This is a genomic window from Nitrincola salilacus (assembly GCF_046271865.1).
Taxonomy (GTDB): Bacteria; Pseudomonadota; Gammaproteobacteria; order Pseudomonadales; family Balneatricaceae; genus Nitrincola; species Nitrincola salilacus.
In genome coordinates this window covers 1,141,279-1,155,460 of the sequence record NZ_CP176580.1, presented here as the reverse complement: position 1 = coordinate 1,155,460, position 14,182 = coordinate 1,141,279, and the positions used below count along the sequence as shown (strand labels likewise).

The 14,182-nt window shown below is 53.7% G+C and carries 15 protein-coding genes; 10 read left to right on the top strand and 5 right to left on the bottom strand.

Going from position 1 to position 14,182, the window contains the following annotated elements:
• Positions 1-32: 32 nt before the first annotated feature.
• Positions 33-497, top strand: a complete 465-nt coding sequence (locus tag ACK3CJ_RS05380; RefSeq protein ID WP_409525404.1) for a methylglyoxal synthase — start codon at positions 33-35, stop codon at positions 495-497.
• Between the two features lie 78 nt (positions 498-575).
• On the opposite strand, the gene glk is transcribed toward ACK3CJ_RS05380, so the two are convergent.
• Both glk and edd read right to left on the bottom strand, forming a co-directional pair.
• Positions 576-1,532: a glucokinase gene (glk, locus tag ACK3CJ_RS05375; protein WP_409525402.1), complete on the bottom strand. Its 957-nt coding sequence runs from the start codon at positions 1,530-1,532 to the stop codon at positions 576-578.
• Entirely contained in the window at positions 1,529-3,358 is a 1,830-nt protein-coding gene (gene edd / locus ACK3CJ_RS05370) for a phosphogluconate dehydratase (protein WP_409525401.1), read from the bottom strand. Before edd ends, glk begins: the two co-directional genes overlap by 4 nt.
• 167 nt (positions 3,359-3,525) lie before the next feature.
• On the opposite strand from edd, the gene gap reads away from it, so the two are divergent.
• A complete protein-coding gene (gene gap / locus ACK3CJ_RS05365; protein ID WP_409525400.1) occupies positions 3,526-4,530 on the top strand; it encodes a type I glyceraldehyde-3-phosphate dehydrogenase in 1,005 nt (334 codons plus the stop codon).
• Between the two features lie 10 nt (positions 4,531-4,540).
• Positions 4,541-5,989, top strand: coding sequence for a pyruvate kinase (gene pyk, locus ACK3CJ_RS05360; protein ID WP_409525399.1), 1,449 nt, complete (start codon positions 4,541-4,543; stop codon positions 5,987-5,989).
• 19 nt (positions 5,990-6,008) lie between these two features.
• Here pyk and ACK3CJ_RS05355 read toward each other — a convergent pair whose 3' ends face one another.
• Positions 6,009-6,869 carry a MurR/RpiR family transcriptional regulator gene (locus tag ACK3CJ_RS05355; protein WP_409525398.1) on the bottom strand — a complete coding sequence of 287 codons (861 nt, stop codon included), beginning with the start codon at positions 6,867-6,869 and terminating at the stop codon, positions 6,009-6,011.
• Positions 6,870-7,088: 219 nt separating this feature from the next.
• On the opposite strand from ACK3CJ_RS05355, the gene zwf reads away from it, so the two are divergent.
• From zwf to ACK3CJ_RS05330, 5 genes are all read left to right on the top strand, one after another.
• Positions 7,089-8,561, top strand: coding sequence for a glucose-6-phosphate dehydrogenase (zwf, locus tag ACK3CJ_RS05350; RefSeq protein WP_409525397.1), 1,473 nt, complete (start codon positions 7,089-7,091; stop codon positions 8,559-8,561).
• Positions 8,548-9,285 carry a 6-phosphogluconolactonase gene (gene pgl, locus ACK3CJ_RS05345; RefSeq protein ID WP_409525396.1) on the top strand — a complete coding sequence of 246 codons (738 nt, stop codon included), beginning with the start codon at positions 8,548-8,550 and terminating at the stop codon, positions 9,283-9,285. The genes zwf and pgl overlap by 14 nt, the downstream gene beginning before the upstream one ends.
• A gap of 47 nt (positions 9,286-9,332) precedes the next feature.
• A complete protein-coding gene (locus tag ACK3CJ_RS05340; protein WP_409525395.1) occupies positions 9,333-10,004 on the top strand; it encodes a bifunctional 4-hydroxy-2-oxoglutarate aldolase/2-dehydro-3-deoxy-phosphogluconate aldolase in 672 nt (223 codons plus the stop codon).
• A gap of 36 nt (positions 10,005-10,040) precedes the next feature.
• Positions 10,041-11,327, top strand: coding sequence for a phosphopyruvate hydratase (gene eno, locus ACK3CJ_RS05335; RefSeq protein WP_409525394.1), 1,287 nt, complete (start codon positions 10,041-10,043; stop codon positions 11,325-11,327).
• Between the two features lie 200 nt (positions 11,328-11,527).
• Positions 11,528-12,973 carry a hybrid sensor histidine kinase/response regulator gene (locus ACK3CJ_RS05330; RefSeq protein ID WP_409525393.1) on the top strand — a complete coding sequence of 482 codons (1,446 nt, stop codon included), beginning with the start codon at positions 11,528-11,530 and terminating at the stop codon, positions 12,971-12,973.
• Between the two features lie 4 nt (positions 12,974-12,977).
• Here the strand turns inward: ACK3CJ_RS05330 and ACK3CJ_RS05325 are convergent, their stop codons facing one another.
• Positions 12,978-13,169, bottom strand: coding sequence for a CsbD family protein (locus tag ACK3CJ_RS05325; protein ID WP_409525392.1), 192 nt, complete (start codon positions 13,167-13,169; stop codon positions 12,978-12,980).
• Between the two features lie 20 nt (positions 13,170-13,189).
• Complete coding sequence (locus ACK3CJ_RS05320) at positions 13,190-13,384, bottom strand: hypothetical protein (protein WP_409525391.1); 195 nt, start codon at positions 13,382-13,384, stop codon at positions 13,190-13,192.
• Between the two features lie 231 nt (positions 13,385-13,615).
• On the opposite strand from ACK3CJ_RS05320, the gene ACK3CJ_RS05315 reads away from it, so the two are divergent.
• Both ACK3CJ_RS05315 and ACK3CJ_RS05310 read left to right on the top strand, forming a co-directional pair.
• On the top strand, positions 13,616-13,774 hold the full coding sequence (locus ACK3CJ_RS05315; RefSeq protein WP_409525390.1) for a DUF3309 family protein: 159 nt from the start codon (positions 13,616-13,618) through the stop codon (positions 13,772-13,774).
• A gap of 30 nt (positions 13,775-13,804) precedes the next feature.
• On the top strand, positions 13,805-14,116 hold the full coding sequence (locus ACK3CJ_RS05310; RefSeq protein WP_409525389.1) for a BON domain-containing protein: 312 nt from the start codon (positions 13,805-13,807) through the stop codon (positions 14,114-14,116).
• Positions 14,117-14,182: the final 66 nt, after the last annotated feature.

The window sequence follows — 14,182 nt, the reverse complement described above, 5'->3', positions numbered from 1 at the left end:
ACTGAGCTGTTTTTAACTGAACAGGTGACAAAATGAAGCGCAAAACCATCTCCATGCCAACCAGCAAACGCATCGCTCTGATCGCACACGACAATATGAAGAAGGAGCTGCTGGACTGGGCCAGAACCAATCTGGATCAACTCAACCAGCACAAGCTGTTTGCCACAGGCACTACCGGTCACCTGCTGGAGAAGGGTCTGGGCATTGATATCAACAAGCTGATCAGCGGCCCACTCGGTGGTGATCAGCAGATTGGCTCAATGCTGACGACCATGGAGATGGATATGGTCATCTTCTTCTGGGATCCCTTCGAAGCGATGCCACACGATCCGGATGTCAAAGCACTGCTGCGTATCGCAGCCGTCTGGAATGTGCCGGTGGCGTGCAATCGCAGCTCGGCCGACTTCCTGATCAGCTCACCACTGATGTCGCAAGCCCATCAGTATCAGGTACCAGATTACGAGGCATACCTGAAAGAGCGGCTGCCCGATCTCTGAATAGAAGGAAAAGGGAAAAAGGGGCCAGGGAAAAAGGGGTCAGGTACATTTATCCGAGGTACGTTTATCCTTGGTCTCTTAACGCAGTGCGGCGGCAGCGCCAAGCAGCCCCGGATGCTTGGCCGTACACAGCCAGACCGGCACCTCTCGCAGATACCCCTCAAAACGCCCTTTGGCTTCGAACCCTTCACGAAAAGCACTTTGCTGCAGAAAATCCGCCATCCTCGGCAGAATACCACCGCACAGATAGACCCCACCGCGAGCACCCAGTGTCAGCACCGCATCTCCAGCCTGCTCACCGAGGATACGACAGAAGCGTTGCAGCGTTTCGGCCGCGAGGTCATTACCCGCCAGACCCGCAGCCGTGATATCGGCAGGTGTGAGGCTCTCATCGAAAGGTTGTTGATGATACTGCGCCAGCGCTCGGTACAGATTAACCAACCCCTGGCCACAGAGAATACGTTCAACCGAAACACGCCCAAACTGCTGTTTGAGTCTGCGCCAGACCTCAACCTCAACCTCATCTGTCGGGGCGAAGCTGACATGCCCACCCTCCGTTGCGAGCGCAATCCATCTATTATCCTGGCCGCCTGACGGTACCAGTGCCGACACACCCAACCCGGTTCCCGGACCAATCACCAGTCTGGGAGCACCCTCCAGCCCTTGCCCTGCCCCGACATCCTGCAACTCATCCGGTCGAACCTCCAGCATGCCCAGCGCCATCGCCGTGAAATCATTCAGCAGCTCAAGCTGCTCAAGCCCCAGGCGTGAGCGAAGCATATCGCGGGTGAAGACCCAGTGATTATTGGTCATGCGAATGGTTTCAACCTGAACCGGGCAGGCAAAAGCCAGACTTGCACGGGTAATTCCCGAAACCCCAGTCTGCCTGAAATATTCCAGGCAAGCCGCATCCAGATTTTCATAATCGGCACAAGCAAGTGTCTGCACCTGCTCAAGATCGCGACTGCCTTCAGCGACCAACGCAAACCGTGCGTTAGTGCCTCCGACATCCGCCACCAGTGAATAACGACTCATGCATCCACCTCAGGATGAAAGAAAACCGTTGCCCCCTGCTCCGCACAGTTAACACTGTGGCGCATCGGTGCAAACAGCTCACGCCCCATACCCGATTGGTGCTTCACCACCCCGACCGGCAGCACCACCTCACGTTGCGCCAGTGTCTGCTCATCAACCTTGAGATCCAGCACCCCCTTGGTGGCATCCACACGAATCACATCACCATTGCGTACACGTGCCAGCGGGCCACCTTCGCAAGCCTCAGGCCACACATGTATCGCCGCAGGTACCTTACCGGAGGCACCCGACATGCGCCCGTCGGTCACCAGTGCGACATGAAAACCGCGATCCTGAAGCGTACCCAGATAGGGCGTCAGCTTATGCAGCTCAGGCATACCGATCGCTTTAGGCCCTTGAAAGCGCACCACGGCAACAAAATCCTTCTCCAACTCACCGCGTTTGAAGGCATCAGCCATATCATCCTGATCCTCGAAGACGATGGCGGGCGCCTCAACCACCTGATGCTCAGGCGCAACGGCAGATACCTTGATCACACCGCGCCCGAGATTTCCATGCAGTACTTTCAGCCCGCCATCCTCACTGAAGGGAGCTGCTGCCGTTGCCAGCACCGTGGAGTCCAGCGACTCATCAGGCCCATCACGCCACACCAGCTTACCCTCTTCCAGGAAAGGTTCACGCGTGTAGCGTGACAGCCCCTGACCCACCACCGTCATCACATCTTCATGCAACAACCCGGCTCCAAGTAACTCACGAATCAGGAAAGCCGTACCACCAGCCGCCTGAAAGTGATTGATGTCTGCTGATCCATTCGGATAGATCCGCGCCAATAAAGGCACAACAGCGGAGAGATCAGAGAAATCATCCCAGTTGATGATGATGCCGGCTGCTCTGGCGATCGCAACAAAATGCAGGGTATGGTTGGTGGAACCACCGCTGGCCAGCAACGCTACCAGACCATTGACGATGGTGCGCTCGTCGATCACTTCATAGAGTGGTGTAAAACGACCATTCGAGGGTGTCAGGCGGATCGCCTGCTGTGCAGCTTCGCGCGTCAGCGCATCACGCAGCGGCGTGCCCGGATTGATGAAAGACGCACCTGGCAGGTGCAACCCCATCGTCTCTACCACCATCTGATTGGTATTCGCCGTGCCATAGAAGGTGCAGGTACCAGCACTGTGATAGGAACTGGATTCGCACTCCAGCAGCGCATCACGACCCACCTTGCCTTCGGCGTAGAGCTGACGGATATGCGCTTTTTCCTTGTTGGACAAACCGGATGTCATGGGGCCAGCCGGTACAAAAATCGTCGGCAGATGACCGAAACGCAACGCGGCCATCAACAGCCCCGGTACGATCTTGTCGCAGATACCGAGATAAAGTGCCGCATCAAACATATTGTGCGACATCGCCACAGCAGCCGACATCGCGATCACATCCCGACTGAACAGACTCAGCTCCATGCCAGGGCGCCCCTGAGTGACACCGTCACACATCGCCGGCACACCACCGGCAACCTGTGCCACGGATCCCATCTCCCGAGCCGCTTCGCGGATCAGTTGCGGATAGGTTTCATAAGGCTGGTGTGCCGACAACATATCGTTATAAGCAGTAACGATACCGATGTTGACGGCATTCATCATTTTCAGCGCATTCTTATCATCGGCCTGACACGCCGCAAAACCGTGCGCCAGATTCCCGCAGGACAGCGCGCCACGATGCACACCTTGTTCCTGCGCGTCCTGCATGCTCCTCAGATAGTTGGCACGCGTGGATTTACTGCGCTCGATAATTCGCTCGGTGACGGCCTGGACGTTGCTGTGCATAGTATCTCCCGCTCGGATGAAACCGAATTTATTGTAATAGGGCCATTTTAACTCTTTATTTTGGTAATTTTACATATCTTTTTGCATTTAAGCTGTGTATTTAAGAAAAAATACAGTAATATTTACCAATAAAAATAGAACAAACTGACCACAGAGGTTTCAGAATTATGACTATCCGGGTTGCCATTAATGGCTTCGGCCGTATCGGCCGCAATGTGCTGCGTGCACTCTACGAAAACAACTACCGTGATCGCATTCAGGTTGTCGCCATCAATGATCTGGGCGATGCCAACATCAACGCCCACCTATTCAAGTATGACACGGTTCACGGACAATTCAGCGGCGATGTCAGCCATGATAATGACTCCATGATCGTCAACGGCGACAAAATCAGCATCAGCGCTCTGCGCAACCCAGCCGAACTGCCCTGGAAAGAACTGAACATCGATGTTGTCTACGAGTGCACAGGCCTGTTCACCAGCCGCAGTAAAGCCGCGGCACACCTCGAATCCGGCGCACGGAAGGTGATCATCTCAGCCCCCGGCACAGATGTCGACGCCACCGTCGTCTTTGGTGTCAATGACCAGGTACTGCGCCAGTCTCACCAGATTATCTCCAACGCCTCCTGCACCACCAACTGCCTCGCTCCCGTGGCTCAGGTTCTGCAACGCGAGATCGGTATCGAAAGCGGCCTGATGACCACAATTCATGCCTACACCAATGACCAGAATCTGTCTGACGTCTATCACAGCGACCTGTATCGCGCCCGCTCAGCCACTCAGTCGATGATTCCGACCAAAACCGGCGCAGCATCTGCTGTTGGCCTGGTGCTGCCAGAACTGGCAGGCAAGTTTGATGGCATGGCCGTGCGCGTTCCGACCATCAATGTATCACTGGTCGATCTGAACTTTATCGCCGAGCGCAAAACCAGCGTGGAAGAGGTTAACCGCCTACTGGAAACCGCAAGTAAAACGTCACAAGTACTGGGTTATAATGATCTTCCACTGGTATCAGTGGATTTTAACCACAACCCCCTGTCATCGATTTTTGATGCATCACAAACCAAGGTATCCGGCCGCCTGGTGAAAATCATGGCCTGGTACGATAATGAGTGGGGCTTCTCGAATCGCATGCTCGACAACACACTCGCCCTGATGCAGGCACCCGCCTGAGGAGCAGAACATGTTAAGACGTACCAAGATAGTCGCCACACTCGGCCCGGCCACCAGCTCTCCCGAAGCGATTGAGCGCCTGATTCTCGCCGGTGCTGACGTGATGCGACTGAACTTCTCTCATGGAGAAGCCAGTGATCATGCTGATCGCGCCCGTCTGGTTCGGGAACTGTCTGCCAAGCATGGCCGCCATGTCGCCCTTCTCGGCGACCTGCAGGGTCCAAAGATCCGCATCGCCCGCTTTGCAGACAAGAAAGTAACACTGAAGAAGGGTCAGATTTTCACCCTGGACTCTGGGCTGGATAAGGATGCCGGCACAGTGGAACGGGTCGGTATCGACTACGAAGCACTGGTCAACGACTCCCGCCCCGGCGATATTCTGCTGCTGGACGATGGCCGCCTGGAGCTGGAGGTCCAGTCTGTCGAAGGCGACCAGGTGATCACCCGTGTTGTGATCGGCGGTGAGCTGTCAAACAATAAAGGGATCAACCGCAAGGGTGGTGGCCTGTCGGCAAAAGCACTGACCGACAAGGATAAGGAAGATATCAAACTCGCGGCCGAGATCGGTGTGGATTATGTCGCCGTCTCCTTCCCACGTGATGCCTCTGACATGCATGAAGCGCGCGCACTGCTTGAAGCAACCGGCTCCACTGCAGGCCTGGTAGCCAAGATCGAACGCGCCGAAACCGTGGCCGATGACGAGATCCTGGATGATGTCATCCGCGCCTCGGAAGTGGTCATGGTGGCACGCGGTGATCTGGCGGTTGAGATCGGCGATGCGACACTGGTCGGTGTGCAGAAGCATATCATTGCGCGCGCCCGCGCCCTGAACAAGATCGTGATCACTGCGACCCAGATGATGGAGTCGATGATCAACAGCCCGATGCCGACCCGCGCCGAAGTATCGGACGTGGCCAATGCGGTGATGGACTACACTGATGCGGTGATGCTGTCAGCCGAAACTGCCGCCGGGGATTACCCGACCGAAGCGGTGGAAGCGATGGCGCGCATCATCATCGGTGCCGAGCTACATCCGATCACGCACAAGTCGAAGCACCGCATCTATGAAGAGTTTCAGCAGATCGATGAAGCGATTGCACTGTCGGCGATGTATGCCGCCAACCACCTGCAGGGCGTGAAAGCGATCATCTGCATGTCGGAAACCGGCCTGACGCCACGCCTGATGTCACGCATCCGCTCACCACTGCCGATCTATGCGATGTCTCGTCGTGCCGACACTCAGTTTCGCGTGGCGCTGTATCGCGGCGTGCAGACGATCCCCTTCTATGCGGACCAACTGCCACCGGAAGAGATCAATCAGCGTGCTGTGGATGAACTGATTCAGCGCGAGGCCGTGAAAGATGGCGACCGTGTGATCATCACCAAGGGTGACTACCTGAATGCACAGGGCGGCACCAACACGATGAAGATCATCACTGTCGGCCAGAAGGTCTCCTGACCTGACGGATCATCTGGCGTCACTCGTTGGCAAAACGAGTTGACGCCAGGCTATCTTTGATCCGTTTCAGATAGCGCTGAAAATCCACCCCTCTACGCAGCGTCACACCTGTGGCCAGCACGTCCAGCATGGTCAGCTGAATCAGGCGCGATGTCATTGGCATATAAATATCCGTATCTTCCTGACTCGGCACCGACAACAGCAGCGTACACTCCTTCGCCAGTGGCGAATGCTCAGTGGTAATACCGATTACAGTCGCACCGCTTTCACGCCCGATACCGGCTATCTCAACCAACTCCCGGGTACGACCGGTATAAGAGATGATCACGATCACATCACCGGTATGAGCTCCCGCCGCTACCATTCGCTGCATCAGCGCATCTTCATAGGCCATCACTGGAATATTCAGGCGAAAGAACTTGTGCTGCGCATCCAGCGCAACCGGGCCCGATGCCCCCATACCAAAGAAAAAGATCTGCTTGGCCTGGCTCAGGTAGTCCACGGCACGTGTAATCACCGGTGGCCGCAGAGTTTTGCGCGCACTGTCTATGGCCGCAATGGTTGAGGAGAAAATCTTGTCGGTATACTCTTCGGTGGAGTCATCAAACTCGACATTACGCGTCACATAAGGCATGCCACCGGCAAGACTCTGCGCCAGGCGCAGTTTGAAGTCGGGATACCCGCGCTCATCAAAACCACGGCAGAAACGATTGACTGTCGGTTCACTGACACCGGCTTCCTGCGCCAGCGCAGTGATTGTCAGACGTATGGCAGAATTAGGGTCCCGCATGATGACGGTTGCCACCTTGCGCTCAGACTTATTCAGAGTCTCCAATCGCTGGCGAATCTCTTCCAGCAGATTTCCGCGGTTATCATTCATACGCTTATCCAGGTAAATTATCTACATCAATAGGTTATTCAGGACTATAGCGTGAAAAAATAGGCATAACCACCCATACTGACCAGATAAATCCAGACCAGAGACCGTTTCACACCCTATTATTTAGGTAAATTTAGCAAATAAATAAGGTTGACTAACCAATTTTGACATTCTATTATCCATAATGTATGTCAAATAACTACAAAAAGGCTATTATGCATGCCTAAGCTACAGACACCCTGTGACATGATCTTTTTTGGCGCTCTCGGCGACCTGACACAGCGCAAGCTATTGCCCGCCCTCTATCAACTGGAGCGTGCTGAGCTACTCGGTGATGGCACCCGCATCATCTGTCTGGCACGCAATACAGACCACGCCAGTGCCATGATTCAAACCCGGGAAAACCTCCTCAAGTACATCCAGAAGAGCGATCTCACGGAGGCAGTACTGGAGCGCTTCACTCATCGTATTCAGTTCATGAGCCTGACGTTCGATCAGCCGGCGGCCTATCTGGCGCTAACGGACCTGTTAAACAGCAAGCCCGAGCATGAGCGAGTCTTCTACTATGCCACTCCAGCCTCCATCTATGGGCAGATCAGTGCCAATCTCCACGATGCTGGCTGTCTGAATGAAGCCTGCCGTGTCGTGCTCGAAAAACCGATCGGCAATAGCCTCGCCTCCTCACATCAGGTCAATGCAGATGTCGGACGCTACTTCGGCGAATCTCAGATCTACCGTATCGATCATTATCTGGGAAAGGAAACCGTACAAAACCTGATTGCGCTGCGTTTTGCCAACAATCTGTTTGGCACCCAGTGGAATCAGAATCATATCTCGCATGTCGAGATCACGGTGGCCGAAAAGGTCGGAATTGAAGGTCGCTGGGGTTATTTCGATCAGGCCGGGCAGATGCGTGACATGGTGCAGAACCACCTGTTGCAACTGCTGTGTCTGGTGGCCATGGATCCTCCTGCCGATCTATCTGCCGACAGTATCCGTGATGAGAAGGTCAAGGTACTCAAGGCGCTGAAACCGATCACACCTGAGCTGATGAGCAGTCATGTTGTGCGTGGACAGTACACCAGCGGCAGCATCGACGGCAATGCGGTGCCAGGGTATCTGGATGAGCCAGATGCCAATACCGCCAGTTCAACCGAAACTTTTGTCGCCATTCGTGCCGAAGTCGGTAACTGGCGCTGGGCTGGCGTTCCTTTTTATCTGCGCACCGGTAAACGTTTACCGGAGAAGCTGTCACAGATCACCATCCATTTCCGTCAGCAGCCGCACTACATTTTCGATACGGAGCAGCGTCAGCTTGCCAATAACAAGCTGATCATCAAACTGCAGCCGGACGAAGGGATCGCCCTGCAGATACTGACCAAGGATCAGGGACTGGACAAGGGGATGCAGCTGCGCAAGGCACCGCTTCAGCTCAGCTTCTCTCAGGCCTTCGGCATAGAGCGCGTACCTGATGCCTATGAACGACTGCTGCTGGAGGTGATGCAGGGCAATCAATATCTGTTTGTCAGACGCGATGAGATCGAACACGCCTGGAAATGGTGCGACCAACTGCTGAATCAGTGGCAGGAGATGAATGAAGCTCCCCTTCCTTATGACGCCGGTACCTGGGGTCCGGAAGCAATTGATCGTCTGTTGGCAACCGATGGGAGAGTCTGGCATGAGCATCAATGATATGACCGCTCATAATGAGCTGCCGCTGCCCGAGGGTGTCACGCTACGCTGTTTTAACAGCCGCGAAGAGCAGACAGCCGCCTTGGCCGAAGAGGTCATGACCCTTCTCCAGTCGGGTATCAAAACTCAGGGACGGGCCGCCGTTGTCTTTTCCGGAGGACGCACCCCTATCCCTTTGTTTCAGCAATTAAGAACAGAAGATCTGAACTGGGCTGCGACCCAGATCACCCTGGCCGATGATCGCTGCCTGCCACTGGCAAACCCAGACAGCAATGCCGGACTGATCACACAGCAGTTACTACAAGAAAAGGCAGCGGCAGCTGAGTTCATTCCGCTGTGGCTGGATCGTTATGACGCACTCTCTCATGATGCGATTCTGACCGATTGCCAGGCCCGTCTCGACGCCCTGCCCGAGCTGTTTGATCTGGTGATTCTGGGAATGGGTAACGATGGTCATACGGCCTCACTATTCCCCTGTTCCGCTGAGCTGGATGAGGCATTGGTGACTCAACAGGATTGCGCGCTGCTGCAGCCGACAACCGCTCCCTGGCAACGCCTGACACTGACACCTCATCGTTTGCTGCGCAGTCGCCAGCATATCCTGCACCTGTGCGGTGAGGATAAGCTCAACACCCTGACACAGGCGCTGCAGCCGGGCGCTAACCGCGACATGCCTATCCGGATATTTCTTTCTCTGCCTCTTACCATCTATTGGAGCCCTTGATCTGCGGGCAGACAGGGACTTACAAGCCACTTATTACAGGATCTGATATGAGCCTACAGACATTTTCTCCACAGACCAGCCAGCAGATAGATGAGCTGTGCGCCCTGAGCCCGGTGATTCCGGTACTGACGTTCAACACACTTGAAGAAGCCCTGCCCATCGCCGAAGCACTGGTTGAGGGCGGCCTGACGGTACTTGAAGTCACTCTGCGTACACCTGTGGCTCTGGAGGCGATCCAACTACTGTCGGATAAGCTCCCCGAGGCACATGTCGGCGCAGGCACGGTGCTGAATCCGGAGCAGTACAAAACCGCCTGTGAAGCTGGGTCCAGCTTTATTGTGACACCCGGCTCCACCGATGAACTCCTGCAGTACGGCGTTCAGAGCAGCATTCCATTGCTACCCGGCGTTCAGACCCTGTCAGAGCTGATGACCGCCTATGCATATGGCTACCGTCGCTTCAAATTTTTCCCTGCCGAAGTGGCTGGTGGCACGGCTGCGCTCAAGGCTTTTGCCGGTCCATTGACGGATATCCGCTTCTGCCCCACGGGTGGTATCCGCCTGGAAACCGCTGCTGATTATCTGATTCTGAGCAATGTCATGTGCGTCGGGGGCTCCTGGCTGACACCGGCTGATCGCGTGGCCGACAAAGACTGGGCAGCCATTCGTCAACTGGCTCGCGATACCGTGTTCAAACTGCGTTCACACCAACTGGCCTGATAGCCAGATCACATTCAAATAACAGGAGAAAATCCGATGATCCGCGAAATCAGAGCACGTGAAGTGCTCGACTCACGAGGCAACCCGACCGTAGAAGCCGACGTAATTCTGGAGTCTGGCGCTATTGGGACAGCCTGCGCGCCATCAGGTGCGTCTACAGGCTCTCGTGAAGCCCTTGAGTTACGCGATGGTGACTCATCACGCTACTTGGGCAAAGGTGTTCTGAAAGCCGTTGCTGCCGTGAATGGACCGATTCGCACCGCTCTGATTGGCATGGATGCAAAGGATCAGTTTTCTCTGGATAACCGGATGCTGGATCTGGATGGTACCGAGAATAAAACCAACCTGGGTGCAAATGCGATCCTGGCAGTATCACTGGCAGCCGCAAAAGCCGCCGCTGCCGAAAAAGGGATTCCCCTTTATGCCCACATTGCTGATCTGAATGGCACTCCCGGTCAGTACTCCATGCCGCTACCGATGATGAATATCATCAATGGCGGTGAGCATGCCGATAACAATGTCGATATTCAGGAGTTCATGGTTCAGCCGGTCGGCTTCACCTCATTCCGCGAAGGGCTTCGTTGTGGCACCGAAATCTTCCATGCGCTTAAAGCGGTGCTGAAGGCACGTGGTCTGAGTACGGCAGTGGGCGACGAAGGTGGTTTTGCACCGAACCTGGGCTCCAATGAAGAAGCGCTGGTCGTGATAGAGCAGGCGGTTGCCAATGCCGGTTATCAGCTCGGCAAGGATGTCACGCTGGCACTGGATTGCGCGGCATCCGAGTTCTACCGCGATGGTCAATACGATCTGTCCGGTGAGGGCAAGCAGTTCTCCTCTAACGGCTTCAGTGATTATCTGGCAGAGCTGTGTGAGCGTTACCCGATTCTGTCGGTGGAAGATGGCCTGGACGAGTCCGATTGGGATGGCTGGGCCTATCTGACCCAGAAATTGGGTCAGAAGGTACAACTGGTCGGTGATGACCTGTTCGTCACCAACAGCAAAATTCTGAAGGAAGGGATCAGCAGAGGCATCGGCAACTCCATTCTGATCAAGTTCAATCAGATCGGAACACTCAGCGAAACTCTGGATGCGATCAAGATGGCACGCGAAGCTGGCTACACTGCTGTTATCTCACACCGCTCGGGTGAAACCGAAGACACCACCATCGCTGATCTTGCCGTAGGCACCTGTGCTGGCCAGATCAAAACCGGCTCACTGTGCCGCTCGGATCGTGTCGCCAAGTATAACCGCCTGCTGCGTATTGAAGAGGCGCTGGGAGATCAGGCCATCTATCGTGGTCGTCATGAAATCAAGGGCCAGTAAACCAGGCTCAGTCACTTAAGCTCAGAAAATCCCCCTTTTTGCGGGTTGTCGGCAACTCTCCCAGCCTTCAGCCCGCCCTTTCTCCCCCTATTACATCACTTATTCAATGTTTTGTTCTATCTTGTTGCTATTTTGCTACACTTAACTGACTACACTTAACTGATCATAACAATAACTAACCATGCAAGGATCTCTGTCCCATGGCAGCTGAGCTGGCACCAGACACTGACCTGATCACGTTTGCAGATGAATCAGACCTGCAACATGAAACACAAAGCTCCTTATCATCAACCGATACAGATGCTTGGCAGGTTCTGTTGGTCGATGACGAACCCGATGTGCATGAGGTGACCCAGATCGTCCTGAAGGACATAAGATTGCTGGGACATCCACTTGCATTTACCAGCGCCTTTTCGGCTGCCGAAGCTTTCAAACTTTTGCAGGAACGAAGCTTTGCCTGCATTCTGCTGGATGTGGTGATGGAGACAGAAGACGCAGGACTGCGCCTGGTCGGCCGGATTCGCGATGAACTCGAGGATAAAGCCACCCGCATCATTCTGCGAACCGGTCAGCCAGGTCAGGCACCGGAGATGCAAGTAATTGATCAGTATGATATCAACGATTACGCATCAAAAGCTGATCTGACACGCAATCGATTGATCACCAGTATCACTTCTGCACTTCGTACCTACCGCCAGATACACGCCCTGGAAGAGAGCCAGTTCGCGTTACAGGACGCACAGCTGCACCTCGAAGCCCGTGTCGAAGAGCGCACTGCGGCACTGCTCAAAAACCAGGAGACACTGAAACGCGCCCTGCTGCAGCTCAAAAAGACTCAATCACGGATGCTCTACAGTGAAAAAATGGCCTCTATCGGCCAGCTTGCGGCCGGCGTTGCCCACGAGATCAACAACCCTATCGGCTTTATCTCCAGCAATTTGTCCACATTGGGCAAATATATGCAGGAGATCAACAGCATGCTGGAGGCAGGACAGCTACTGGTAAATCAGTTGTTGGAGCAGCAGATCACACCCGCATTGCGCCAGGACACCGAGCAGCTACAGCAGCAGATGATAGACAACGAACTTGACTATATGCTCAGTGATATCAAGGATCTGCTTCACGAGAGCCATGAAGGTGTCGACCGAGTCAAAAACATTGTATCCACGCTGGAAAGTTTCACCAGCCATGATCAGCAGATCATGGAGAAGCATGACATCAATGCACTGCTGCGATCCGCAATTGAGGTGGTGTTGCCTCAGTTTAAAGACAGCAAACTGCTGACTACTTCACTGAGTCCATTACCTCAGATTAACTGTATGAAAAGTGAACTGCTGCAATCCTTCATTAATCTGCTGATCAATGCAGCCATGGCAACACGGGACAATGAGGGTAAGGTCAGGATAAGCACACGTGATCTTGGTAACGGCTGGATACGAATCAACTTCTTTGATACTGGCTGTGGTATTGATAAGGATTATCTGCAAAAGATTTTCGACCCCTTTTTCACGACACGTGATGTCGGACAGGGCACCGGGCTGGGGCTGAGTATCGTGTATAACACAGTGGTGGCTCATCACGGTAAGATCAAAGCCACCAGTCGGGTCTCTAAGGGGACGCTGTTCAGGATTCAGTTACCTGTTTGAGCGGTTAAGAAAGCCTATTTGCCTTGAGGAAATCCTGCACCTGTTTATCCGCATTGTCACGAGTAACCGCATAGCGCTCCTGAACCAGTCCGGATAGTTTTTCCAATTGACCTTCAGACTGAAGTATCTCGTCATCAGTCAACTTTCCCCAGGCAATTTTTGCAGCGCCTACTTGCTGCTTCCATTTGCCCTTCATCTCATCTTTCCCTGGAAGACTCATGATGGGCGCTTCTGCTGCTGAGGAGAAGCCTGTGGTTTTACAGGATTAGTAGGTGATGGATCTGGCTGTTTAGCAGGCGTGGTTTTAGCCTGTTTACCATCTTTCTGGTTACCATCTGCAAGTTTGGTTTCCTGACCGGCCTGTGCTGGCTGTTTCTGTTGCTGCTGTTTCTGATTTTCTGGCGTTTTCATGTTCAAACCCCTTTGCTCGTTCGGTGAGAGGCGAAGTTGCTTCAAACCGTGATTTACTATGACCCCACAACGAACACCCTCTCTGTGCGTTGGCACACTTACCGATAAAAGATTTATCAAGAGTAATGTTCGATAGCGCACAGTGCCGACTTTTGAAAAGGCGCATTGTTATTTCACGGGCAGTCACACAGAAGCAACTTGCATGAAATCACGACCGCCAGGAGAGCTCACATGTCTTTAGGTACTATTTTAATTGTCTTACTGATCTTGATTCTGATTGGTGTCATACCTGGATGGAATCACAGCAGAAGCTGGGGATATGGGCCCAGTGGTCTGGTCGGAGCGATAGTCGTTGTATTGGTGATATTACTGCTGATGGGGCGGATATAGTTTTTTAACAACCAACAAGAGATACAGAATATGAAAAGTTTTAAAGTCGTTTCAGCATTTATTTTAATGCTGCTGATAGTTTCATTGGCCGCTTGCGGTTCAACCTACAATCAGTCAAGTACCGGTGAGTATATTGATGATTCGGTCATCACAACAAAAGTAAAAGCAGAGATTTTGAACGATCCGGAGCTCAAGATTATGGAGATCAACGTTGAAACCTTCAAAGGCACTGTTCAGCTAAGCGGTTTTGTCGGCACACAGGCGCACATTAGCCGCGCCACCCAGATCGCTCGCTCAGTAGATGGAGTTGTCGCGGTCAAGAATGATATACGACTCAAGTGAAATGACGATCCCCGCTTTATGCGGGGATCATCCGCATACACGGACATGACAGGCCTCAATAGCTGC